The sequence below is a fragment of the Streptomyces sp. NPDC003077 genome, assembly GCF_040611095.1.
Taxonomy (GTDB): domain Bacteria; phylum Actinomycetota; class Actinomycetes; order Streptomycetales; family Streptomycetaceae; genus Streptomyces.
Genome location: NZ_JBEXNM010000005.1, coordinates 24,232 through 48,046 on the forward strand (window position 1 = coordinate 24,232; position 23,815 = coordinate 48,046).

The 23,815-nt window shown below is 71.0% G+C and carries 21 protein-coding genes and 1 CRISPR repeat array; of the genes, 9 read left to right on the forward strand and 12 right to left on the reverse strand.

The genetic code is table 11. From position 1 onward, the window contains the following. Positions 1 to 114: 114 nt before the first annotated feature. Positions 115 to 1,239, reverse strand: a complete 1,125-nt coding sequence (locus tag ABZX96_RS05260; RefSeq protein WP_355538613.1) for a glycerate kinase — start codon at positions 1,237 to 1,239, stop codon at positions 115 to 117. 328 nt (positions 1,240 to 1,567) lie between these two features. Here ABZX96_RS05260 and ABZX96_RS05265 point away from each other — a divergent pair, with 328 nt between their 5' ends. Together ABZX96_RS05265 and ABZX96_RS05270 are read left to right on the forward strand one after the other, a co-directional pair. After that, positions 1,568 to 2,083 (forward strand): NUDIX hydrolase, encoded by a 516-nt coding sequence (locus ABZX96_RS05265; RefSeq protein WP_355538134.1) that lies wholly within the window; start codon positions 1,568 to 1,570, stop codon positions 2,081 to 2,083. A 231-nt stretch (positions 2,084 to 2,314) separates the two neighbouring features. Next, positions 2,315 to 3,124, forward strand: coding sequence for a nucleotidyltransferase domain-containing protein (locus ABZX96_RS05270; protein ID WP_355538137.1), 810 nt, complete (start codon positions 2,315 to 2,317; stop codon positions 3,122 to 3,124). 64 nt (positions 3,125 to 3,188) lie between these two features. Here ABZX96_RS05270 and ABZX96_RS05275 read toward each other — a convergent pair whose 3' ends face one another. Both ABZX96_RS05275 and ABZX96_RS05280 read right to left on the reverse strand, forming a co-directional pair. Then, positions 3,189 to 3,395: a DUF397 domain-containing protein gene (locus ABZX96_RS05275; RefSeq protein ID WP_355538140.1), complete on the reverse strand. Its 207-nt coding sequence runs from the start codon at positions 3,393 to 3,395 to the stop codon at positions 3,189 to 3,191. A gap of 29 nt (positions 3,396 to 3,424) precedes the next feature. Beyond that, positions 3,425 to 4,324, reverse strand: coding sequence for a helix-turn-helix transcriptional regulator (locus ABZX96_RS05280; RefSeq protein WP_355538143.1), 900 nt, complete (start codon positions 4,322 to 4,324; stop codon positions 3,425 to 3,427). Positions 4,325 to 4,664: 340 nt separating this feature from the next. Between ABZX96_RS05280 and ABZX96_RS05285 the strand changes: the two genes are divergently transcribed. Next, positions 4,665 to 5,588, forward strand: a complete 924-nt coding sequence (locus tag ABZX96_RS05285) for an ATP-binding protein (RefSeq protein ID WP_355538146.1) — start codon at positions 4,665 to 4,667, stop codon at positions 5,586 to 5,588. Between the two features lie 213 nt (positions 5,589 to 5,801). Beyond that, positions 5,802 to 6,441: direct repeats of the CRISPR family, unit length 29 nt; unit sequence GTGGTCCCCGCGCGTGCGGGGGTGGTCCC. 16 nt (positions 6,442 to 6,457) lie between these two features. On the opposite strand, the gene ABZX96_RS05290 is transcribed toward ABZX96_RS05285, so the two are convergent. Further along, the gene (locus ABZX96_RS05290; RefSeq protein WP_355538149.1) at positions 6,458 to 6,961 is read right to left on the reverse strand and encodes a methylated-DNA--[protein]-cysteine S-methyltransferase; all 504 of its coding nucleotides are present in this window, start codon (positions 6,959 to 6,961) and stop codon (positions 6,458 to 6,460) included. 136 nt (positions 6,962 to 7,097) lie between these two features. Further along, a complete protein-coding gene (locus ABZX96_RS05295; RefSeq protein ID WP_355538152.1) occupies positions 7,098 to 8,570 on the reverse strand; it encodes an AlkA N-terminal domain-containing protein in 1,473 nt (490 codons plus the stop codon). A gap of 240 nt (positions 8,571 to 8,810) precedes the next feature. On the opposite strand from ABZX96_RS05295, the gene ABZX96_RS05300 reads away from it, so the two are divergent. Further along, positions 8,811 to 9,497: a phosphoribosylanthranilate isomerase gene (locus ABZX96_RS05300; RefSeq protein WP_355538155.1), complete on the forward strand. Its 687-nt coding sequence runs from the start codon at positions 8,811 to 8,813 to the stop codon at positions 9,495 to 9,497. A 789-nt stretch (positions 9,498 to 10,286) separates the two neighbouring features. Then, complete coding sequence (locus ABZX96_RS05305) at positions 10,287 to 10,934, forward strand: XRE family transcriptional regulator (protein ID WP_355538158.1); 648 nt, start codon at positions 10,287 to 10,289, stop codon at positions 10,932 to 10,934. Positions 10,935 to 11,275: 341 nt separating this feature from the next. Here ABZX96_RS05305 and ABZX96_RS05310 read toward each other — a convergent pair whose 3' ends face one another. Next, on the reverse strand, positions 11,276 to 12,175 hold the full coding sequence (locus ABZX96_RS05310) for a dihydrodipicolinate synthase family protein (protein ID WP_355538161.1): 900 nt from the start codon (positions 12,173 to 12,175) through the stop codon (positions 11,276 to 11,278). Between the two features lies 1 nt (position 12,176). Continuing rightward, on the reverse strand, positions 12,177 to 13,112 hold the full coding sequence (locus ABZX96_RS05315; RefSeq protein ID WP_355538164.1) for an aldolase: 936 nt from the start codon (positions 13,110 to 13,112) through the stop codon (positions 12,177 to 12,179). Between the two features lie 395 nt (positions 13,113 to 13,507). Here ABZX96_RS05315 and ABZX96_RS05320 point away from each other — a divergent pair, with 395 nt between their 5' ends. Continuing rightward, positions 13,508 to 14,746, forward strand: a complete 1,239-nt coding sequence (locus ABZX96_RS05320) for a GNAT family N-acetyltransferase (RefSeq protein WP_355538167.1) — start codon at positions 13,508 to 13,510, stop codon at positions 14,744 to 14,746. Positions 14,747 to 15,039: 293 nt separating this feature from the next. Then, positions 15,040 to 15,636, forward strand: coding sequence for a cupin domain-containing protein (locus tag ABZX96_RS05325; protein ID WP_355538170.1), 597 nt, complete (start codon positions 15,040 to 15,042; stop codon positions 15,634 to 15,636). Positions 15,637 to 15,916: 280 nt separating this feature from the next. Here the strand turns inward: ABZX96_RS05325 and ABZX96_RS05330 are convergent, their stop codons facing one another. From ABZX96_RS05330 to ABZX96_RS05340, 3 genes are all read right to left on the reverse strand, one after another. Then, complete coding sequence (locus tag ABZX96_RS05330) at positions 15,917 to 16,438, reverse strand: O-acetyl-ADP-ribose deacetylase (RefSeq protein ID WP_355538173.1); 522 nt, start codon at positions 16,436 to 16,438, stop codon at positions 15,917 to 15,919. A gap of 130 nt (positions 16,439 to 16,568) precedes the next feature. After that, the gene (locus ABZX96_RS05335) at positions 16,569 to 17,999 is read right to left on the reverse strand and encodes an NAD(P)/FAD-dependent oxidoreductase (protein ID WP_355538176.1); all 1,431 of its coding nucleotides are present in this window, start codon (positions 17,997 to 17,999) and stop codon (positions 16,569 to 16,571) included. 61 nt (positions 18,000 to 18,060) lie between these two features. Beyond that, on the reverse strand, positions 18,061 to 19,005 hold the full coding sequence (locus ABZX96_RS05340) for an inositol monophosphatase family protein (protein WP_355538179.1): 945 nt from the start codon (positions 19,003 to 19,005) through the stop codon (positions 18,061 to 18,063). A 643-nt stretch (positions 19,006 to 19,648) separates the two neighbouring features. Here ABZX96_RS05340 and ABZX96_RS05345 point away from each other — a divergent pair. After that, a complete protein-coding gene (locus tag ABZX96_RS05345; RefSeq protein WP_355538182.1) occupies positions 19,649 to 19,900 on the forward strand; it encodes a hypothetical protein in 252 nt (83 codons plus the stop codon). 2 nt (positions 19,901 to 19,902) lie between these two features. After that, the gene (locus tag ABZX96_RS05350) at positions 19,903 to 20,115 is read left to right on the forward strand and encodes a hypothetical protein (protein WP_355538185.1); all 213 of its coding nucleotides are present in this window, start codon (positions 19,903 to 19,905) and stop codon (positions 20,113 to 20,115) included. A gap of 167 nt (positions 20,116 to 20,282) precedes the next feature. On the opposite strand, the gene ABZX96_RS05355 is transcribed toward ABZX96_RS05350, so the two are convergent. Together ABZX96_RS05355 and ABZX96_RS05360 are read right to left on the reverse strand one after the other, a co-directional pair. Beyond that, entirely contained in the window at positions 20,283 to 21,473 is a 1,191-nt protein-coding gene (locus tag ABZX96_RS05355) for a spore photoproduct lyase family protein (RefSeq protein WP_355538188.1), read from the reverse strand. 268 nt (positions 21,474 to 21,741) lie between these two features. After that, positions 21,742 to 23,658 carry a gamma-glutamyltransferase gene (locus ABZX96_RS05360; protein ID WP_355538191.1) on the reverse strand — a complete coding sequence of 639 codons (1,917 nt, stop codon included), beginning with the start codon at positions 23,656 to 23,658 and terminating at the stop codon, positions 21,742 to 21,744. Between the last annotated feature and the right edge of the window lie 157 nt (positions 23,659 to 23,815).

Sequence of the window (23,815 nt, forward strand, 5' to 3'; positions counted from 1 at the left end):
CGATAGGGGGCCGGGCGGAGGCCCGCACACTTCCAGGACGGGCGGACGCCCGCACGCCGCCGTACAGCGCGGTCTGACGGCTCACAGGGGTGTCCGCGCGTCCCGGCCCCGGACTCAGACCAGGAAGTCGCGCGCCAGCTGCTCCGCGACCCTCTCCAGCAGCGGCCCCGCCTCCGCCATCGAGCGGGCCGGGTCGGGCTCCAGGTTCGCCAGGGCGTACGCGCGGCGGATGCCCGCCCGGCCCAGCACCTCGGGGGCCAGCGCCAGCCGGCCGCACACGGCGACCACGTCCCGCCCCGCCGCGCGGGCTGCCTGCGCGACGCCCGCCGGAGCCTTGCCGTGCAGCGTCTGCTCGTCCAGGGAGCCCTCGCCCGTGATGACGAAGGTGGCGCGGTCCAGAGCCGGTGCGAAGCCCAGCACGTCGAGCATCACCTCGATGCCCGCCCGGAACGTCGCGCCCAGCCCGACCAGCGCCCCGTACCCGATGCCGCCCGCCGCGCCCGCTCCGGGCGCCAGCGCGTGCTCGGCGGCCTTCGGGCCCACCGCCGCCTCCAGGACCTTGGCGTAGTGGGCCAGGGCCGCGTCCAGGGCCGCCACGTCCGCCGGGCTCGCGCCCTTCTGGGGGCCGTAGACGGCGGGCGCGCCCTTGGGGCCGGTGAGCGGGTTGTCCACGTCGCTGGCGAGCACGATGTCCGTCCGGGCCAGCCGCGGGTCCAGGCCCGACAGGTCGGCGGTGGCCAGGCCGCTCAGCGCGCCGCCGCCCGGTCCGACGGGCTCGCCCGCCGCGTCCAGGAACCGGGCGCCCAGCGCCGCCAGCATCCCCGCGCCGCCATCGGTCGTCGCGCTGCCGCCGACGCCGAAGACGATCGAGGTGGCGCCCGCGTCCAGCGCGGCGAGCAGCAGCTCGCCGGTGCCGTACGTGGTCGCCGTCAGCGGGGCGAACGTGCCCTTGGGGAGGTGCTGGAGGCCGGACGCCTCCGCCATCTCCACCACGGCCGTCCCGTCCTCGCGCAGGGCGAAGGTGGCCGTCACCGGCTCGCCCACAGGACCCGTGACGCGCGCCTCATGGCGCGCGAAACCGGCGGCCAGCGCCGCCGCGACCGTCCCGTCGCCGCCGTCCGCGACCGGGATGGACTCCACCTCCAGACCCGGCACCACGCGCCGCAGCCCGGCCGTGACGTGCGCGGCGACCTCGACGGCCGTGAGCGAGCCCTTGAACTTGTCCGCGGCGATCAGCACCCGGGGCGGCTGCTCCCCCGATGCCGTCTGTCCTGCCTGCGTCCTTGCTGCGTCCGCCACTGTTTCCCCTTGCTTTCGAACTGGCAGTCGCGCCGCTGCGACCTTATCCGGCAAGAGCGCCGACGAACAGGGACGCCGGGGACGACGACCAGGAGCGCAAGGCGTTCCGAAGGCGTTCCGACGACTTTCCAAAGACGTTCCGAAGACTTTCGGAAGGTGTTCCGGTGGGACAACGCGGGTTTTCGTACGCGGTCAGCCTCTCCCCCTTTCCGCTGAAATCCCCACATACGGCCATACCTGAATGCCGCGAGCGATTACGCTCCCTCAAATGACCACGGACTACGCCACGTACATCGCCGGCCTGCCGCGCGTCCTCGCGGGCGCGGGCGTCCTCTTCCGCGACGCCGAGAGCCGCATCCTGCTCGTCGAACCCAACTACCGCGACACCTGGATCCTCCCGGGCGGCACCGTCGAGTCCGACGCGGACGAGTCCCCGCGCCAGGCCGCCCGCCGCGAAACCGCCGAGGAGATCGGCCTCGACATCGACCCCGGCCGCCTCCTGGTCGTCGACTGGGTGCGCGGCCAAGCCCGCCCGCCGCTGGTCTCGTACATCTACGACGGCGGCGTTCTGGACCCGGACCAACTGGCGGCAATCAAGCTCCAGGAGGACGAACTCCTCTCCTGGCGCCTCCTGCCCTGGGATGAGGCGGAACCGCTGCTCGCTCCGGGCATGGTGCGCCGTCTGCGGGCCGCGCTGGACGCGTTGGAGCGCGGCACGGGGGCGGTTGAGCTGGAGGACGGGGTGGCGCCGGATCTGGAGGCGGGGGTGAAGGCGGCAGGGTAGGGCGGCGGTACCGGGGCGTGCGGCGTGCGGGGCCGGTTCCTGCCGATGTCGTTCCTGCCACCGCACCGTTCCTGCCACCAGGATGTTTCCGCCACCGGCACCATTCCTGCCACAGCACGGTTTCTGCCACCGGCATTGTTCCTGCCAGGTCCTGCCGGACGCCCCGTCACCGCCACCAGGCGGGCGCACTCCAGCGAACGAAAAGGCCTCGGGCCCTCTACCCTCGCCCGCATGGAAGAGATGGCCACAAAGATCGCAGACGTCCCGGGAGTCGTCGGCGTAATGCTCGGCGGAAGCCGGGCCCGGGGAACCCACCGCCCCGATTCCGACTGGGATCTGGGCGTCTACTACCGGGGGGACCTCGACCTGTCCGTCCTCAAGGCGCTGGCCGCCGAAGTGACGGGCGAGCCGGTGGACATCCATCCCCCCGGCGCCTGGGGCGCCTGGGTGAACGGCGGCGCCTGGCTGGCCCTCCCGGACGGCAGCCACGTCGACTGGATCCTGCGCGACATCGACCGCGTACAGAACGTGTGGCAGGACTGCCACCATGGCCGTTTCGAAATCGGCGCCCAAACCGGCCACCCCCTCGGCTTCTGGTCCCCGGCGTACGCGGGCGAAGTCGCCCTCGGGCGCGTACTGGCCGACCCAAGTGGCGAACTGACGGCCCTGAAGGCGGAGACCGCCACATACCCGGAGCCGCTGCGCGAGGCTCTGACGGGAATGGCCGTCTGGGACGCCGGTTTCTCGGTGAGCATGGCGGCCAAGTCGTACACCGCCGAGGACGTACTGCACGCCGCCCTGTGCCTGTCCCGCGCGGTCGGCGACCTTGTCCAGGCCCTGCACGCCCACCACCGCACCTGGTGCCTCAACGAGAAGGGCGCCTTGACGGCGGCAGCCACGATGCCGGACACCCCGGCGGGCTTCGCGGACCGGGCCCGTGAGTTGCTGGGCGCGATGGGGCGGACGGCCGATGAGCTTCGGGGGTCCTTGGCCGCTGCGGAGCGGTTGGTGGGGGAGGTTCGGAAGGTGGTCGGGGGCTGAAAGCCGGCGTGCGGAGCGGCCGGTGTTTCCCTGGGGTGGGAACACCGGCCGCTTGGCGTTGGAGCTACTGGCCTGCGGCTCCGTCCTGCTCGTCCCCAGCCCCTACGAGGCCCAGGAAGGCGGACCAGGCGGAGGCGGAGACGAGGAGCTTGGGACCGGTCTTGTCCTTGGAGTCACGGATACCTACGTGGGTGGTGAGGCCGGCGATTTCGACGCAGGACCCACCGGTGTCATTGCTGTACGACGACTTGAACCACGCTGCTTCGGTCACTTCTCGTGACGGCTTATGCCTAATGATGGCTACTTCCACTCTCGCGCTAGGGCCTGCAGTAAACCGGCTGTACCGGTCGGGGCCATGGCACTCTCACGCATGGCATCAAAGCGGCGCACACCTTTCTGCACTTCCCGCCACTCGTCGGTAACGCTGATCGTGTTCGGCATGTCCACCTGGACGATCGGATCGAGCCCGTCGGGAAAGTCCAGCACCGCGAAATTACTCTCCGACCGGTAGCCCACCACCTCGTGCGGGAGGATCTGCACCGAGACGTTGTCCAGCCTGGTCAGCTCCATGATCTCTTCGTACTGGCCACGCATCACCTCCGGCCCGCCGACTACGCGCCGTACGGCTGCCTCATCCATGATGACGCGCAGCTCCAACGGACTTTCCGAACGGGTGATCAGTTCCTTCCGCTCCAGCCGCAAGCGGACGTTGTACTCCACGTACTCCGTCGTCGTCTCGTCCACCGGTTTGGCGACGAGGAAGAGCGACCGTGCGTACGCCTCGGTTTGCAGCAGGCCGAAAACGAAGCTCGGCTGGAATGCGCGCATTACCTTTGCGTCCTGCTCCAGCCCCCTGTACGTCGGCATTTTGGACGGCATGACGTGCCGATAAGGCGTCCATGGATCCTTGCTCAGCGACTCTCGGTGCAGCTTGAGGAGCGTTTCGCGATCCTCCCTGCTGTCGAGCTCGTAGAGGCTGAGCAGGTCTTCCAGATCGCCAACCCGTGGCAGATCATTCGCCCCCGTCTCCACACGCGCCAACTTCGTGTGTGAGAACCCCAATCGGCTCGCCACTTCTTGAAGCGTGAGGTTCTTTTTCTCCCTCAGCTTGCGCAACTCCTTGCCAAGCTCTCGCCTCCGGAATGTCGGACCTCGCCGTGCTGCCACGTGCTGGTGCCTCCCACTTGCCTGTTGAGGCACACCGAACCTTTGTCGGGTATCGGCGCGCTTTGTGCCCCAGAGTGTGCCAGCACTCCCCCCTCCCTCATCAACCTCTGTTAGCGATTTGGCATTTGCCAATTTTTCAGCATCACTCGTTCCCCTTGCACAGCAATTCGCACACGCCTCAGGGTGGTTGCACCAGCCGGAATCCGTGCAAGGGCGTGACTCCATGACTCTCGCTGTGCGAATGCCGAATCTCGAACGCGCTTACGAGCGGATTGCTCATTTCTCGGAGAATCCCCAGGTGGCCACCCGGACCCGTCACATAGGCAGTTGCCGCCCTCGCCGCGACAATCTCGAACACACGGCAAATAACGCCATGGAGAAACAACACATGTACGAAACCGAGCGGGTGGTTGTCTCCTTCTCTCCCGAAAAGAGCCGGGTCGGTCAGATGCGCCGCTTCGGCGCCGATCAGCTCCGGAACTGGAACCTGCCGCACCTGGTCGACACCGCCGAGCTGCTCATCAGCGAACTGGTCACGAACGCCGTCGTACACGGCGAAGGCCCCGATGTCAGCGTCTCCCTGGCCCACGCCTATGGCCAGGTCCGCATCGAAGTCACCGACGGCTCGTCCCGCCGGCCGATGATCCAGCACCCGGACCAGGACGAAGAAGGCGGCCGGGGCCTCCTCCTCGTCCAGGCCCTCGCCCACCGCTGGGGCACCAGCCCCGACGGCACTCGGACCTGGTGCACTCTCCCGCCGCCTCCAGTCCCCTGCGTCACTGCCCTACCAGACGCCCAAGACCCGCCCCCGGTCCGCATCAGCGGCCACGCCCTCCTCCGCGACCAAGCCCGCCGCCTGCTACTTGTCCACCCCACCGGCCACCGCCACCACGTACTACCGGGCGGCCCGGTCACCGACAACGAACCCGACTGGGTCGCCATGACCCGCCGTGTCCTCCAGCAAACGGGCCTCAGCGTCATCCCCCGCCACCTCATCGCCAAAGACTGGACACCCGCCGAGCACCCCTCCCTCCCTCACCCCCGCCTCGACTTCCTCTACGACTGCGGCCGTCTCCCACCTGACCAATCGATCACCCTGCCCACCGCCCCTCCACTGCCCCTGGACGACTACCGCTGGGCCCGCAAGGACGACCTACACCGCCTTTGCCACCCGGACGACGCCCGACGCATCCTCGCCGCCGTAGCCGGCACTCACCGGCGCCATCGGGTGGCCGATCTCGTACAGGGCGTCCCCGTCCAGCCAGGCGACAGGATTGAGCCGACGACGGGCAGTTGAGTCGGGCCCTCATCGGTCGTCGTTTCTCGCGTGCGAGGGACTTCGGCCGATGGAGGCCTGATTGGATGGGTGCGGTAGCTGTTTGCGGGTGAGGGGGCGACGGTGAGTGGTTGCGATAACTGGTCGAGAATGTCCGCAACACGCGTTATGCGCGACTCTTTGGAAGTGAGTAAAAACCGGGTCCGGCTGCCGTAAAGCCCCAGGTCGCGGCCTGTGGTCCCCGCGCGTGCGGGGGTGGTCCCCTCACGTGCGTGTCCCTGGCCATCTCTCTACTGTGGTCCCCGCGCGTGCGGGGGTGGTCCCGCGTCCCCCCGCACGGTCTGGACAGTCTGGTCGTGGTCCCCGCGCGTGCGGGGGTGGTCCCAGGCCCCAGGTGTCGCACGCGGGGCACGGGTGGTGGTCCCCGCGCGTGCGGGGGTGGTCCCGGGCGGCTGCGGAGGCCGGGCGGCACCTTCGGGTGGTCCCCGCGCGTGCGGGGGTGGTCCCATCCTGGCTGGCGAAAACGTTAGGTGGCTGCCGTGGTCCCCGCGCGTGCGGGGGTGGTCCCTGCCCAACACGTCCCGGTAGTACCGGCTGCCGTGTGGTCCCCGCGCGTGCGGGGGTGGTCCCATGCTCCACTCGGCCCGCTCCATTGAGGGCGCGTGGTCCCCGCGCGTGCGGGGGTGGTCCCGGGTTCACCATGTCGGCGTGCCGGTGGGCCCAGTGGTCCCCGCGCGTGCGGGGGTGGTCCCACCTCGTCGATCAAGTCGGGGTCCTCGAAGCAGTGGTCCCCGCGCCTGCGGGGGTGATCCCGGGAAGTCGCCCTATCCGTCCCCAAACTCGTTGTGGTCCCCCGCGCCCACGGGGCGCCCGCCAAGTGCCCGCCCCCCCTACCACTCCAGCTCCAACTCCCCCTCCCCCCACCCAACCCCAGCCACCTCGAACTCCAGCAACATCCTCTTCCGCTCCAACCCGCCCCCATAACCCGTAAGGCTCCCCGAGGCCCCCACCACCCGGTGGCACGGAACGATGACCCCCAGCGGGTTCTTGCCGTTCGCGAGGCCGACGGCACGAGCGGCGGACGGCTTGCCCAGGCGGTCGGCGAGTTGGCCGTACGAAAGAGTCTCGCCGTACGGGATGTCGCACAGGGCCTGCCAGACCTGGCGTTGGAACGGGGTGCCGTGGAAGGCCAGGGGGAGGGCGAAGGTCCGCAGGTCGCCGGCGAAGTAGGCACGGAGTTGAGCGATGGCGGCGGCGAACGGTTCAACGGTCTGGGCTTTACGGGGGCCGAGGGTTTCCTCCGGCGGGCGGTGGCGCTGGTTGGTCATGTAGAGGCCGGTGAGAGCGGCGCCGCGAGCGACAAGTGTCAGAGGCCCGACCGGTGTGTCGGGCATGACGGTGTGTGTCACGACGTCAGCGACAGCCGGGGCGGGCGCGGTGATGCGTACGGCGGGGCCGGGCGCGGGTGCGGGTTGCGCCGATGCGGAGGTCGGAACGGGTGTCGCAGAAGTAACAGTCACGAGAGCGGCCTCAGTTCGCGGGGAGGTGGTTGATGGGGTGGTCATCGGTGGCCCAGAGGTATTGGACGGCGTAGGCGCGCCAGGGGCTCCAGCGGGCGGAGTGGCGGGTCAGGGCGGCGGGGGTGGCGGGGAGGCCGAGCCCGGCGGCGGCGCGGCGGACGCCGAGGTCGGTGGGCATGAAGGCGTCGGGGTCGCCGAGGGCGCGCATGGCGATGCATTCGACGGTCCAGGGACCGATGCCGGGCAGGGCCGCGAGTTGGGCGCGGGCCCGTTGGCGGTCGGCGCCGATGCCGAGATGGAGGTCACCGGAGGCGAGGGCGGCTATCAGTCCGGTGAGGGTGGCGCGGCGGGTGCGGGGCATCGCCAGAGACTCGGAGTCGAGGGAGGCGAGCGCGGCGGCGGAGGGGAAGAGGTGGGTGAGACCGCCCTCGGGGTCGTCGATCGGCGTGCCGCGGGCGGTGACCAAGCGGCCCGCGTGCGTACGGGCGGCGGCGGTGGAGACCTGCTGGCCGAGGACGGCGCGTACGGCGAACTCGTCCGCGTCAACGGTACGGGGCACACGCCGGCCCGGCGCCTTGAGGACGAGCGGGGCCAGCACCGGGTCTTCCTGAAGGAGAGCGTCGACGGCCTCCGGATCCGCGTCCAGGTCGAGCAGGCGACGGCAACGCGCGATGGCGCCCGAGAGGTCCCGCAGGTCGGTGAGGGACAGACGGCACTCGACATGGTCGGGGCGGGGCGTGAGGGCGACGATGCCGTGACCGTACGGGAGGGTGAGGGTGCGGCGATACGCACCGTTTCTCCATTCCTCGACGCCGGGTACCGCCGTCGCGGCGAGGTGCCCGAAGAGGTTGTCGGGACACATGGGACGCCGGAAGGGGAGGCGGAGGGAGAGGGTGCCCGGGGCGGCCGACCGGACGCCGGGGCGGGCTCGGCGGCGCAGCTCGGTCGGGGCGAGGGCGAAAACCTCGCGGACCGTCTCGTTGAAGCTGCGGACACTGGCGAACCCCGCGGCGAACGCGATGTCCGCCATGGGCAATTCACTGGTCTCGATGAGCAGCCGGGCGGTCTGGGCGCGCTGGGCGCGGGCAAGGGCGAGCGGGCCGGCGCCGAGTTCGGCGAGGAGTTGGCGCTCGACCTGGCGCGTGCTGTAGCCGAGGCGGGTGGCGAGGCCGGGGACGCCCTCGCGGTCCACGACCCCGTCGGCGATCAACCGCATGGCGCGGGCGACCACGTCGGCCCGCTCGTCCCACTGCGGGGAACCGGGTGCGGCGTCCGGGCGGCAGCGCTTGCAGGCCCGGTAACCGGCCTGCTGGGCGGCTGCCGCGCTCGGGTGGAAGGACATGTTCTCCGGCTTGGGAGGCACGACCGGGCAGCTGGGGCGGCAGTAGATGCGGGTGGTCCGCACCGCCGTGAAGAACCAGCCGTCGAAGCGCGCGTCCTTCGACTGGACGGCGCGTACGCAGCGTGCGAAATCGGTGTGCATGGGCTCAGGATCCAGGACAGGGCACGGCTTCGGCTGGCGGAAATCCGACATGGACGTGGGGGTGGCCTGGTCATTCTCCGGCGACTGCGTATTCGTACACATCCCTTCCGGGGTCTCTCAGGGGTTTCTCGGGGATCTCCCGGACGCATGCGGGATTCCGGCTCTTTACCGTTGAGGTGTGAGGCAGATCACGACTGGTGCGGGAGGTGAATGAACGTGCAGGGCATGAGGAGCGGGCTGGTGCAGGTCGCAGGGGTCATGGACGAAGCGGAGGCGGCGCTGCTGTGTGCGGAGGGGGTGGATTGGCTGGGGCTGCCGCTGCGGCTGGAAACACACAAGGAGGATCTGTCGGAGACGGAGGCAGCGGGAGTCTTCGCTTCGATCCGGCCGCCGCACAGAGGCGTACTGATCACGTACCTGACGGAGGCGGAGGCGATCCGCGCCTTCTGCGCGGAGCTGGGGGTGCGGACGGTGCAGTTGCACGGTGACGTGCCGGCGGAGGAGCTACGGGCGCTCAAGGAGACCGATCCTGGACTGTACGTCCTGAAGAGTCTGGTGGTGCGGGAGGGCAATCACGAGGAGCTGCGGGGGGCGGTGGAGGAGATGTCCCGGTGGGTGGACATGTTCATCTCCGACACCTTCGATCCGGCGACGGGGGCGAAGGGGGCAACCGGGTTGGTGCATGACTGGGAGGTGAGTGCCGAGCTGGCGCGGCGCTCACCTCGGCCGCTGATGCTGGCAGGCGGCCTGACGCCGGAGAACGTGGCGGCGGCGATCGAGCGGGTACGACCAGCGGCCGTGGACGCCCACACGGGGCTGGAGGGGACCGACGGGCGGAAGGACCGGGCGAAGGTACGGCGGTTCGTGACGGAGGCCCGGCAGGCATTCGCGCGGGCGGGGGTCGGGGTGCCCCAGAGCGAGAGGTGAGCAAGAGCAGGGCGGCGATACCAGCTTGCCGCGGGTGGTCTCCTCCGAACACGGCCCTTCCTGAAGAAGACGTGGCCTGTCTCCAAGATGCGATCTGTCCATGGGCAACGGTCCGCCTCCGACCGCTGCCCTCCCCTCCCACGAACCGCCTGCCCCCACAGGCCCTCCGCCCTGCCGCCGGCCTGTTTCCCTCACGGGCACTGCCCTCCCGTGGGTGCTGCCCTCCTCAGGTGATGATCGTCGGTTACGTACGTACGCCGATAACGCTCCTCGTCCGTACCACTGCGTAACCGCCTCCGTCGTACGACACCCGCCGTGCCAGCCCCCAGCCATCCCCCCTGCCCGCTCCACCAGCCACGGTCGTACGACACCGCCCTGATCCTGCCGCCTCCCGCCATACGCCTCTCCCCTCACCGCCCCCGCTCCCCAACCCGCCCTGGCCAACCAACGCGCCGACCCGCACGCACCCCAGCCACCCACCACTCCTGCCTCACCCGCCCGGTCGCCCAGCAAATCAGCCCACCAACCGCCGTCACCGCCCTGCACACCACCCCCAACACCCGCAGAGACTCCTCGGTAGGGCCCCACCTCGCCCGCGCCCGAGCCCCACACGGCCCCGCCACCGCACCCCCAGCCCCACCACGCCATCACCCCAAGCCCGTGGCGCCGGCTCTCCTCCACCCCAACCAGTGATGGCCCCCACCGCCGTCGCCCCGATCGGTCCGACCCGCGCCGGCCGATCGGCAGCGATGGATAATGAAGCATGAGTTCGTGGGCGGGGCAGACCGCATGAGCAGCAGGCTGCGTGTGCTGCGGAGACAGAACCGGATGACGCTGGACACGCTGGCCACCCAGGCCGGGGTGACCAAGAGCTACCTGTCGAAGATCGAGCGGGGACTGAGCGTCCCGTCGATCTCCACCGCCATGAAACTCGCGCAGGTGCTCAACGTCGACGTGGGCCGCCTGTTCGCCGACGAGGTGGAACCGGAACTGATCACGGTGGTGCGTGCGGGCGAGCGCACCCCCGTCCCCGGAGCGACACGCCCCGGCGATGCCTCGTACGAAGGCATCGCGGTGCAGGTCAGCAGCAAGAAGCTGGCGCCGTTCATGATGTACCCGCCGCCGACGTTCGCCGGTTCCGCATTCAAGTCGCACCCGGGTGAGGAATTCTTCTTCGTCCACGCAGGGGACGTGGAGCTGGAGTTTCCCGACCGGACGGTGACGCTCGCCGCCGGAGACAGCGTCTACTTCAACGCCGAGGTGCCGCACCGCTCACGAAGCCTGGGCAAGGCAAAAGCCGCCGTCCTCATCGTGATCCACGATGATTCGGCGACTTCCACGAACACAGGCTCTGAAACGGACGCGGAACCGGAGCTGGGGCCGGGGCCGGGGCCGGTGACTGGGAAGAGCTCCGGCACGGGCTGCGGAATGCCGTAGGCCGGTGTGCGACCGACCGGCCCCGCACACCGGCCGATCGGTCGGCCGCCACGGCAGTTCGTGCGAGCAGACACTGTGGCCTGCCCGCACGAACCACCAACGACGACATAAGCGACGCCCCACCCGCACGAATCACATGCGGTGGCGAGAGACGAACCGCCTGCACGAAACAGGAGCGGCGGCGCAGGCGACGGTCTTCCCGCACGCACCACGACAGAAGACGGCAGGCCCTCACGCGAAACAGCGACGGCCTGCCGCGAGCCGACCGCACGAGCAGCCTCGGCTCCTGCTCGGCTGACGACCTGCCCGTACGACGGTCCCTATCAGGGCCGGTCCGATGCCTACTCGCCCAGGGCCTCCAGCCCCACCAGCAGTTCCTTCAGCCGCTGGGTGCCCTCGGCATCCAGGGGTAGCAGGGGACGGCGCGGTTCGCCCGCGTCGAAGCCCTGGAGGGACAGACCTGCCTTGATCGTCGTGGGCAGGCCGCCGTCCAGGATGAAGCGCAGGAAGGGAGACAGCCGGTCGAAGATCTCCTGCGCCGTGGTGTCGTCACCGGTGCGCACGGCCTCGTACAGGTCCAGTGGCAGGCGCGGAACCAAGCACGGTGCCGCGGTGCACCAGCCCGCGGCACCCGCCCGCAGCGCCTCCAGTGCCAGCGGGTTGGAGCCGTTGAAGAAGGGCAGGCGGCCGTCGGTGAGTTCGGTGAGCCGGTGCATCCGCTGGATGTCGCCGGAGCTCTCCTTGACCATCGTGATGTTTTCGAACTGCTCCCACAGGGCCACCATCAGTTCCGGCGTCATGTCGATGCCGCTGGTCCCCGGGTTGTTGTAGATCATCACGGGGATGCCGACGGCTTCGGCGATACGGCCATAGTGCTGGACGATCTCGCGGGGGCTCAGCTTCCAGTACGACACCGGGAGCACCATCACCGCGTCCGCGCCCACCTGTTCGGCGAACCGGGCCCGGCGTACCGCGCTGTGGGTGGTGAGGTCCGACACGCCGACGACGGTCGGAACCCGCTTGGCGACCGCGGCCACCGAGGCGTGCGCCACCGCGTGCCACTCGTCGTCGTCCAGGTAGGCGCTCTCCCCCGTGCTGCCGAGCGGGGCCACGGCGTGGGATCCGCTGGTCACGAGGCGGTCGACCAGGGCTTCGAGGGCCGGGATGTCCACCTTGCCGTCATCCGGCCGGAACGGAGTCACCGGGTAGGCGACGATGCCGTGCAGCGTGGTCACCGACATGTCAGGCACCGCCCTTCGCGCCGATCCGGACCGCACCGGCCGGGGCCGCATCCGCCGGGGCCACATCCGTCGGGTCCACAACCGTCGGGTCCGCAACCGTCGAATCCCCGGCAGCCGAAACCCCGTTCGCCGTGACAGTGTCCCCGGTGGCGGGTCGGCTGATGCAGTCGGGGTGGTCTCGCAGGGCGCGGCGCGCGTAGTACGAGAAGGTCGCCTGGTCACGCTTGGGGGTCGAGACCCAGTCGTGGGCCTCGCGGGCCAGCTCCGGGGGGAGCGGGCGGATGGTTCCGGCGGAGGAGGCCATTAGCTGGAGTTTGGCCGCGCGTTCGAAGAGGAGGGCGAGGACGCAGGCTTCCTCGATGGTGCTGCCCGCGACGAGCATCCCGTGGTGGGCCAGCAGCAGGCCGCGCTTGTCCCCGAGCGCGGCCGAAATGATCTCGCCCTCCTCGTTGCCGACCGGGATGCCCGGCCACGTCTCCAGGAACGCGCAGTCGTCGAAGAGCGGGGTGGTGTCCATGTGGGAGACGACGAGCGGCTTTTCCAGCATGGAGAGCGCGGCCGTGTGCAAGGGGTGGGTGTGGATGATGCAGTTGACGTCGGGGCGGGCACGGTAGACCCAGCTGTGGAAGCGGTTGGCCGGGTTGGGCATTCCCTCGCCGTTGAGGACGTTGAGATCCTCGTCGACGTGCACCAGGTTGTCCTCGGTCACCTCGTCGAAGCCCAGCCCGAGGCGTTGCGTGTAGTAGGTGCCCGGGGTTTCGGCCCGGGTGGTGATCTGTCCGGCGAGGCCCGAATCATGCCCGCCGTCGAACAGGATGCGGCAGGTCAGCGCGAGTTTCTGTCGGGGTGTCCAGTCGTTGTCGGGGATCACCTCGCGCATCCGGCGGTGTGCTTGCTCGACCAGTTCGGATTTGGCGGTGGCCAGCGTCTCGGCCATGGGGGGTTCCTCCTCGGAACGAAAACGGAACGGGAACGGAACGGGAACAGCGGAGAGGCATGTGTCAGGCGTGCGTGCCCGGGCGTGGTCGGTGCTACCGAGCCCGCCCAACGGAAGACACCTCGTTGACTTTAGGACACCTTGTGTCATCACGTCTAGAGGAAGGCTTCCTAACGCCGCGATCCGACCAATTCGCGACCTTTGCCCAGCAGTTGAGAGGTGCCGAGCGGGCCCCGAGACGCCCCGGGAAGTCGAAGCGGCGGGGAATCGGGACACCTCAGCGAAGCGGGTCCCACCACCCGCCGGCCAGACCGTCAGCCGCTCCCGTCCGCATTCCGTGCCCTCCCGGCCGAAAACCGAATGCCGTAGCGCGGCAAGGGAGTTAGCTTCCCCCCATGACCACCCTGGAATTCCGCACGATCCCGGAAGCGCACGCGGACCGCGCCCTGGACCTGCACTACCTCGTCTTCCATGACGACGCCGAAGAAGAGCGACGCAAGGCGCACCGCGACATCCTGCTTCACTGCGACCGCATCGGTGCCTACGACGGGGACGAACTCGTCGGCCTCCTGGGCGCCCACCCGCTGCGACTGTCGGTGCCGGGCGGGGAACTGCCCTGCGCGGGCGTCACGTTCGTATCGGTCGCACCGACCCACCGCCGGCGCGGCGTGCTCAGCGGCATGATCCGCGAGCTGTGGCGCCGCTGCGCGGCGGCCGAACAACCGCTTGCAGCCTTGTGGGTGTCCGAAGCGGCTATTTACGGACGTTTCGGCTTCGATCCCGCCACTCGCTCCTACACCATCGAAATCGACTCCAGTCGACCGCTCGCCCTGCGGATCGAGCCTGACGACCGCCCCCTGCGGCTGGTCCCGCCGCAGGACGCGCCGGCGGTGATCGGCGCCCTCCACGAGGAACACCGCGCCCGTCGCGCCGGGCGGGTCGGGCGCGACGACTTCTGGTGGCGTACGCACATCCTGCGGGAGAAGAGAGACGAGAACGAGGACCTCAGCCCGCCGCGCGTCGTCACGATCGGCGGCGGCCGGAACGGGGAACCGCCGGCCGGATACGTGCTGTACCGCACCCTGGGGTCCGACGACGACAACGGGACCCCCGGCGTCGTGTACGTCGAGGAGTTGGAGGCCGACTCGCCGGCCACGGCGGCGGCCCTGTGGCGCTACGTCGCCTCGATCGACCTGACGGACAAGGTCCGTGCCTGGGGACGCCCGGTGGATGACCCGCTGCTGCACTTCGCCGCCGACCGCGACCAGGTGCGGGTGGTCCAGGAGTTCGGCGCGCTGTGGCTGCGCCTGGTCGATGTGCCGGCCGCCCTGCGGGCCCGCGCGTGGGCCGCGCCTGCCGACCTGGTGCTGGACCTCACGGACGCCGGGGTGCCCGCCAACGCGGGTCGCTACCGCCTCACCGTCGCCCATTCCGGCGCCACCATCTCCCTTACGGACGACGCACCGGACCTCTCTCTGGACGTACGGGAGCTCGCCGCCTGCTACCTGGGCGGCACGGAACTGCGCCACCTGGTGGCGGCGGGCCTGGTGACCGAGCACACGCCCGGCGCCGCCTCGGCACTGGACGCGGCCCTCCGCACGCGAGAACTGCCGCACACGGCGGACGAGTTCTGACGAGTTCCGAGGCCGGGCAAGCGACGAAGTCGAAGTCCTGGTGCGTCACGGTGGGCACGTCCCGGTGATGTGACGCCTGCGGGCGCTCGTCGCCGCCCGCTGGACCTCACCGGTCACCCACTGGTGTCGCCGGCTCCCCGAATGCCATATGGCAACTGCCGGCCACCGGACACATCGGCCGGGCCCGTGGCGCGCCTCGGCGAGGGCGCAGGGCGCGCCACGGGCTCCTGACCTGCGCCAGAACTCAGTTGGGGCGCCGGGGAGCCGCACGGGCGGCAGCATAGGATGCGGGCATGGCTGACCCGGACCCCTCTGCCCCGACCGCCGACGCGCGGGATCCGGAACTCGGTTTCCCCCCTCCCGGCGAGGTGCTGCACCGGCTGCGTACGCAACGGGGAATGTCGCTGCGCCAGGTGGCGGCGGAGTGCGGACTGTCGGTGTCCTTCCTGGCCGCGCTGGAACGGGGCGAGACCGACATCGCGCTGGAGCGTCTGGGCCGTCTGGCCAAGGTCTTCGACCACGATGTCGGCTCGTTCCTCGGTTTCTGCCGAGGACGCGCCACCCCTTCCGTCTTTCCCCGGGAGGAGCAGGGTGTCCTGGAGCGGGCGCCCGGGGTCGTCTACCGGCTGCTGCGTTCTCCGGAGCTCGGATACCAGGTGGTCACGGGGGATTTCGCGCCCCGCAGCGGACTGACCGCGGAACTCCAGCACGAGGGCACGGACTTCATCACGGTCACCCAGGGCACGCTCGTGTGCCGGTACAACGGGGTGGATCACGTGCTGCGCGCCGGTGACTGCATCCAGTGGTCGGCGGGCCATCCGCACAGCTTCCGCAATGACACGGACGAGCCGGCGCAGATGGTCACCGTTCTCTTCTCCAGCCTGTACTGACCCGCTCCCGCGCCGACCGAATCGGTAGGGACTTCCGCTGCCGCCTCTATCGGCGTCAGGCCTCATGGCCCCTAATTTGCCGGTGAGCGGACGCCGATAGGGCTCTTGGGTGCCTGGGCTCTGCTCTCCCGCGCCCTGTCGCTATCGGTCGCGCCGCTCACTCCGACGCGTTCGGCCTGGCCATTTCGGCCCGGCCATTCGGCGGCCCAGCCCCTCGTTGTCAGGGCCGGAGCGTCCCGACGCCCCGATGTCCCAACATCCCAACGTCCCGATGTCCCCGTCACTCCACCCACGACGCGAACGCCGTATACGCACCCGCACCGAAGAGCACGAAACGTACCTCCTCCACCCGCGTGTCCGCGGCGCGCACGGTTTCCACCGCGATCCGGGCGCCGTCCTCCATGGGCCACCCGTAGATCCCCGTCGAGACGGCCGGGAAGGCGACCGTGCGGGCGCCTAGTTCGTCCGCGACGCGGAGCGACTCCCGGTAGCAGGAGGCCAGCAGCGGCGAGCGGTCCTCCTCGGGGGAGTAGCGCGGGCCGACGGTGTGGATCACCCAGCGGGCGGGGAGCCGGCCGGCCGTGGTGGCGACGGCGGCGCCGGTGGGCAGGCCACGTCCGTAGTGACCGGCGCGCAGCGCACGGCACTCCGCGAGGATGTCCGGGCCGCCGCGGCGGTGGATCGCGCCGTCCACTCCTCCTCCGCCGAGGAGTGAGGAGTTGGCGGCGTTGACGATGGCGTCCACCCGTTGTTCGGTGATGTCGCCGCGGACGAGGGTGAGCGAGGGGTGGGGCGGAGTCATGGGGTGGCCTCCCTCTGGCGCGTCGTCGTGGTTGGTCCGGGCGTCTGGGCCCGCCCTCCTCGCGGTGCGTACGGGGCAACGGCTCGGCGGCGCATACGAGCAACGGCCCGGGATTCCTCCCCGGGGCGGGTCATCGTCCCGTCCCCCGCCCGGAACGCAGGCGGCGCCACACCGCCCGCGCCGCGTGGTGGCCGGACATGCCGTGCACGCCGGGGCCCGGGGGCACGGCCTGGGAGCACAGGAAGACGGCCGGGTGGGCGGTGGTGTAGGGGACGCGGGAGAGTTTGGGGCGGATGACGAGGCGGAGGCCCTCGGCCGAGCCGGTGGCGATGTCGCCGCCGACGTAGTTGGCGTTGCGGGCGGCCAGTTCGGGCGGCCCGGCGACCGACCGCGCCAGCACCAGGTCGCGGAAGCCCGGCGCGAACCGCTCCAGTTGGCGCTCGATCACCTCGGTGGCGTCGCCCTCCCAGCCGTTGGGGACGTGGCCGTACGCCCAGAAGGTGTGCTTGCCCTCGGGGGCGCGGGTGTGGTCGAACAGGCTCGGCTGGGCGGTGATCAGGAACGGCACGGACGGGTCGCGGCCGTCCACCGCGGCGTGCAGCGCGGCGTCGATCTCGCCGAAGGTCGGGCCGATGTGGACGGTGCCGGCGCGGCGCGCCTCCGGCGACTTCCAGGGGACGGGGCCGGACAGCGCGTAGTCCACCTTGAAGGCGCTCGCGCCGTACCGCGTCCGGCGGTAGGCGTCGCCGAGCCCGGCGATCCGGGCCAGGGCGGTCGGTGAGGTGTCGAAGACGTACGCGCGGGCCGGGGGCAGGTCGTCCAGGCGCTTGACCTCGAAGCCGGTGTGGATCACGCCGCCGTGTGCCCGCAGCAGTCCGGCCAGCGCGTCCGGGATCGCCTGGGAGCCGCCGCGCGGCACGGGCCAGCCGTTGGCGTGGGCGGCCAGGGCGAACATCAGGGCGGCGCCGCCGGTGCCGAGGCTGCTGGTCGGGGCGATGACGTGGGCGGCCAGCCCGGCGAACAGGCCGCGCGCCTTCTCGTCCCGGAACCGGCGGACGAGCAGCCCGGCCGGCTGGATGGCGGACAGGCCGAAGCGCGCGAACATCACCGGATCGCGGGGCAGCCCGTTCCACTGGGTGCGCAGGAAGTCGGCCGCCAGGGTGTCCCACTTGCCGAGGAAGGGCGTGACCAGCCTGCGGTAGGCCCCGGCGTCGTGCGGGCCGAAGGACATGGCGGTCTCCCCGACCGACCGGGCCAGCACCGCCGCGGAACCGTCCGGAAAGGGGTGCGCCATCGGAATCTCCGGGTGCAGCCACCGCAGGCCGTACCGCTCCAAGGGCATGGCGGTGAAGGCGGGCGACCCTATGGCGAGCGGGTGGACGGCCGAGCAGGGGTCGTGCCGGAAGCCGGGGAGCGTCAGCTCTTCCGTGCGGGCGCCGCCGCCGATGGCCTCGCGGGCCTCGAAGACCTCGACGGTCATGCCGCGCCGGGCCAGCTCGACGGCGGCGGTCAGCCCGTTGGGTCCCGCCCCGATCACCACGGCATCGAGCACTCTCGGCACCTGCGCCACTCCCCTCGCGTCCGGTCCCCGTCCCTGGGGACTCGATCCCCGTCCCTGAGGATCAGTTGGCGGCTGCCAGCAGTCCGAGGATACGCCGGGCCGTCCCGGCGTCCCGGGCGGCGGCGAAGGGCAGCGCGTTGCCCCCCGATATGCGAAACGGCGTCCCGGCGACGGTGCCGCTCGCGCCGCCCGCCTCCTGGACGAGCAGCAGGCCGGCGGCGTGGTCCCAGGCGTTCTCCCAGCTGAACGCGAGGCCGTCGAGCCGTCCCTCGGCGACCGCCAGGTACTCCAGCCCGGCCGAGCCGCAGGGCCGGGGCGCGTACCCCTCGGTCTCCAGGGCGGCGAGCACCCGCTTCTCCTCGTCCGTGGTGAAGTCGAAGTGCGAGATCGCCACCTCCAGGACCGCGCCGGCGGCGGGCGAGCCGGAGCGCAGCGGCGCGCCGTTCAGCCGGGCGCCCCGGCCGCGGTGGGCGACCGCCATCAGGTCCAGCGCGGGGGCGTACGTCCAGGAGGAGAGCACCTCGCCGCGGTGCGCGAGCGCCACCAGCGTGGCGAAGCCGGGGTCGCCGTGCACGAACTGGCGGGTGCCGTCGACGGGGTCGACTATCCATACGGGAGCGTCGCCGCTCAGTGCGTCGAGGACGGTGGGGTCGGCGTGCACCGCTTCCTCGCCGACCACGACCGAGCCGGGGAGCAGCGCCGTCAGGGACACGGTGAGCCGTTCCTCGGCGAGGCGGTCGGCGGTGGTGACGAGGTCGTGCGGGCCGTTCTTCTGGACGACCTCGTCGTCGGCGAGCTGCCGGAAACGCGGGACGACCTCGGCGGCGACCGCCTCCCGTATCGCGGCCTCGACCGCCGCCGCGTCCACGGCCCGCGCCACGGCCTCGTGTCCGCCCGCCGGGCCCGTGCCGGTACCCGTCACCCCGTGCGCGCCGGTGGCGTCCACCGCGCGCGACTCGTCAGTTCCCGTCGTGTCTCCTGTGTCCATACATGTTGCCTCGATCATGCGTCCATCGAACCACGCGCCACTGACATCGAGCCTGGACGGGAGGTGAACAGCGGATTCCGGGGCGAGCGCGGGCGCGCGGGCGGCGTCGTACCGCGCGGGCGGGGTGTCGTGGGGTGTCTACGCATGCGGAGGGCGTCTACGTTTTTCTAGCCGCCGTGCGCGGGTGCGGCCCTCCGCCGGGACGGCGAGCGCGGGCCGTCGTACGAAGTGCCCGGGGCGGCCTGGCAAACCCCTGCGCACGCGCGTCCCAGCCGGTCCGGGAAGTCCCGCACCCGCTGCCCGATCTGCGGAATTCCCCTCTCCCATTCCCCAGGGAGGTTTAATTTTAAAGCGGAAGAAATTCCGTCAATACGGCACCGCATGCGGAGTTTTCCAGGGAGCGCCAGAGGGCCATCACACTGCTCACCGGTGGCTCGCATTATGGGCCTTGAGCGGTGGCCTCCTCTGCGTTTTCCAGCCCTCTCCCGTATCGCGTGAACGCATATCCTGGCAACGTTATAGGGATGAGATCCACGGCAAATACGGTCTGAATACAGAATTCCTCTTGATTGCCGCTTGTCCAGAGGTGATTCTGGCCTTCCTGCTTCGGTTCCACGGGGCGGGAGTACGCAAGCGATGACTCTGCTACGGAGGAGTTCGCATGGCATGGACGATCCCTGGCGGCACCATTGCGCCAGGAGTTACCCAGGAATTCACTTTCACCTTCTCGGGGGGTGCCGACGTCGGGCCGCAGTTCATCCAGGCCCGTCCGACCAGCAACAACGCCCTCCTCTACACCAACACGTTCGGCGAGGCGACCGGCGCCGCGGGGCAGCTCAGCTACCGGGCGACGCTCCGCAACGGCGGTGCCACCGTCGCCTCATACATCTGGCGCGGCGGAGGGGTGACCTGATCATGGCGAAAATCCAGGTACTGCTCGACGAGGCCGGCAACGTCCTGGGCACCACCCAGGTATCCGGCGCCGGTGAGGGCGAAGGCGCACCCGAGAGCGTCGGGGTCGTGCCCGGTCCCGGGCAGCGGGTGATCGAGACCGAAGTCGTCGAGCAGCTGTTGGAGGGCTCCCCGGCCTCGCTCCACGCCCACTTGAAGTCGCAGCTCACCGGCTGACGGTTCCCGGATGACGGGGCGTGACCCCACGTTCCGGCATCCACCGTGGCCGCGCACATCGGAATGCCCCGGCCCCCGCGAGGGACCGGGGCATTCCCCATCCGTGAGGCATTCCCCTCCCCGGGGCTTTCCTCCTGGCGCCGGGACGGGCCCTAAAAGGTCCCCGCTCAAAAGGCGTACCGAATGCGCAGCCACGGCGCATGAGCCGCCACCAGACCACGCAGCGTCTCGACGGCGGGCCCTTTGACTCCGGGCCGATATCGGACGTTCTCGCTCCCGTTCTCCGAGCGCTTGGCCTCCTGAATGCCCGGCTGCCAGAGCACCTCTTCGCCACGCGGATGCCAGCCCGTATTCACCTGGTGCAGTGCGCGGTTGTGGGTGAGCATGATGATTTCGACGGCCGCCTGTTCCTTCACCGCCGCCGGCAGGACGTCGTCCATCCGCCGCAGGAGATCGGCCCACGCTTCCCGCCAGCCCGGCCGCACCACCACGGGCGAGAAATTGAAGTGCACCTCGTACCCGGCCGCCACGAAGTCCGCCGCCGCCCCGATGCGCTCCTCGACCGGACTGGTCCGCAGGTCCAGCAGTCGCGCGTCCTGCGGCGGCATCAGCGAGAACCGGATGCGCGTGCGCCCGCGCGGATCGAGTCTCAGCAGGTCGGGATTGACGAATTTGGTGGCGAAGGACGCCTTGGCGGTCGGCCACTGACGGAAGGCACGCACGAGATCCGCCGTGTTGTCGCAGATCAGCGCGTCCACCGAGCAGTCCCCGTTCTCGCCGATGTCATAGACCCAGGCTTGCGGATCGCACTGGTTCGGTTCCGGCTTGGGCCCCAGTTTGGCGATATGGCGTCCGAGGTGGCCGATGACGCGATCGATGTTGGTGAAGACGGTGATCGGGTTGGCGTACCCCTTGCGGCGCGGCACGTAGCAGTACGCGCAGGCCAGGGCGCATCCGTTGGAAGGGCCCGGGGCGATCCAGTCGGCCGACCGGCCGTTGGGGCGGGTGGCGAGGGTCTTCTTCTCCCCCAGGACCAGCGTCCCACCCTTGACGCGCACCCACCGGCGAACATTCCCCTCATTGCCGTGGAGCTCCGGGATGCCCCAATGCGAGGGCACCTCGATACGCCGCACGTCGGGGAACCGGGCGAGGATCTCCCGGCCCCGCTCGGAGGCCGCGGCCCCCGGTTCGGCGTAGATCTCCCGGATGGGGAGCAGCCGGGCCGCCTCGGGACCGTCCCGGAACATCGCCTCCGACGGCCCGGCGCCCTGCCCCGGCAGCACGTCCGACCAGCCGAAAAGGGCCTCCTGGGCGGCGTCGGGGGAGCCGCCGCCGGGGGCGGGAGAGGGGCGGTGCATGAGAACTCCGAGGCCGGGGGCGGTGCGCCGTGTGCGGTGGGTGGTCGCGGGGCACGCCGGGTGCGGGACGAGGCCGCCGAGGACGACGCGGCCTTCTTCTACTGTATGGCGACGCGGAAGAAAGCAGTCCTCTCGCCCCAAAAGCGGCTTTCCCCACTTTCCTTACTTCCTCCGGCGGTGTGCGCAAGCTCCCCGACTCCCTCACGCTCCCCCGCGCCACCTCGCCCTCCCGCTCCCCGCACCGCTCCCGCACGTCCGGACGAGGCGCCTACCGCCCCACCGCGTACCCCTGCATGCCGCGCGGATTGGCCGCGGAGGACAGCACGCCCGTCTCCGGGTCCCGGGCCACCGCGCACAACCGGCCCTCCGACCACGGGCCGCCGACGGTCACCCGGTGTCCGCGGCGCCGCAGGTCCGCGACGATCGCGGCGTCGAGCCGGGACTCGACGGTGACCCCGCCGGGCCGCATCACCCGCGGGAAGAACGAGCCGGGAAAGGACTCCTGGTGCCAGTTCGGGGCGTCGATGGCGCCCTGAAGATCGAGGCCGCCCCGCACCATGGGGCGCAACGCGACGGCCAGGAAGAAGTGCAATTGCCACTGGTCCTGCTGGTCGCCCCCGGGGGTGCCGAAGGCCATGACCGGCACGCCGTCGCGCAGGGCGAGCGACGGCGTGAGGGTGGTGCGCGGGCGGCGGCCGGGGGTCAGGGAGTTGGGCAGCCCCTCCTCCAGCCACGCCATCTGGAGCCGCGTCCCGAGGGGAAAGCCGAGGCCCGGAACGACCGGGTTGGACTGGAGCCAGCCCCCGGACGGCGTGGCCGAGACCATGTTGCCCCAGCGGTCCACGATGTCGATGTGGCAGGTGTCACCGCGAGTGGCCCCACTGCGGTCGACCTCAGGGGCGACGACGGGCGGCTCGGACGGGGCGACGACGGACGGCTCGGCCACCTCCTCCCCCGCTCCGCCGCTCTCCCCCCGGCCCGCGGGGACGCTCACCGCCGCCCCGTTCCGGGCCACGGTCGGCTCCCCCGCGCCCGGGGCCGTGGCCCCCACACCGCCCCCGCCCCCCGCGACCGCCAGCGTGTGCGCGCTCAGCCGGGGCACGCGCCCGTCCGGCCGGCCGGGGCGCAGTTCGTAGGACGCGTCCGGCCCGATCAGCGCCCGGCGGCCGGCGTTGTACTCCGTGCCGAGCAAGGTCCCCAACGGCACCTCGGCGGCGTCCCCGTACCACGCCTCGCGGTCCGCCATGGCGAGCTTGCCGCCCTCGACGAGCAGGTGGACGTACTCCGCCGAACCGTAGGCGGGCAGTTCCGCCGGCAGCAGCGCGAGCTGCTGGAGCAGCACCGGTCCCTGCGACCAGGGGCCTGCCTTGGCCACGGTCCAGCCGTTCCAGTCGTAGGTGACCGGGTCCTCGTACGTGGCCCTGAAGGCCGCGAGATCGTCACCGGTCAGCGTGCCCGCGTGGCGTTCCCCGGAGGTGTCCATGGCGGGGCGGGCGGCAAAAGCGGCGAGCGCCTCCCCGATGAAGCCCTCGCGCCACACCCGCCGGGCGGCGTCGATCTGTCCCTCACGGTCCGCCGACGCGGCCCGCGCCTCCTTGATCAGGCGGGTCCAGGTGGCGGCCAGCGCCGGGTTCTTCAGGAGGCCGCCCGGCGCGACGGCCTTCCCCCGGGGAAGGTAGACCTCGGCGGAGGAGGTCCATTCGTCCTCGAACAGCGCGCGGACCGTCTCCACGGTCGCGCCGACCCCCTCGACGGCCGGGTGCCCGTCCCGCGCGTACCCGATGGCGTACTTCAGGACGTCGGCGAGCGACTTGGTGCCGTAGTCGCGCAGCAGCACCATCCACGCGTCGAACGCGCCCGGGACGGCGGCGGCGAGCGGCCCGGTGCCGGGGACGAGGTCGAGCCCCAGCGCGGTGTAGTGCGCCACGGTCGCGCCGGCCGGGGCCGGGCCCTGCCCGCACAGGACGCGCACCCCGCCGTCCGCCGGCGCCAGCAGGATCGGCACCTCGCCCGCCGGGCCGTTCAGATGCGGCTCGACCACGTGCAGTACGAACCCGGCCGCCACGGCGGCGTCATAGGCGTTGCCGCCGTCTTCCAGGACGGCCATCGCGCACTGGGAGGCCAGCCAGTGCGTGGTGGAGGCCATGCCGAACGTGCCTTGCAGGGTCGGGCGGGTGGTGAACACGGGGTGGGTTCCTCCTCGGTCCTGGGCGGCGGCTCCGCGGCGCGGGAAGGTGGCACGGGCCGTGGCGCGCGGGGCGGACGCCCCGGGCCCGTGGTCCGCATCCCGGCCTTGCGGTCCGGGGATCGTACGTACCGGCCGGTGCGGGAGGGAAGATCCA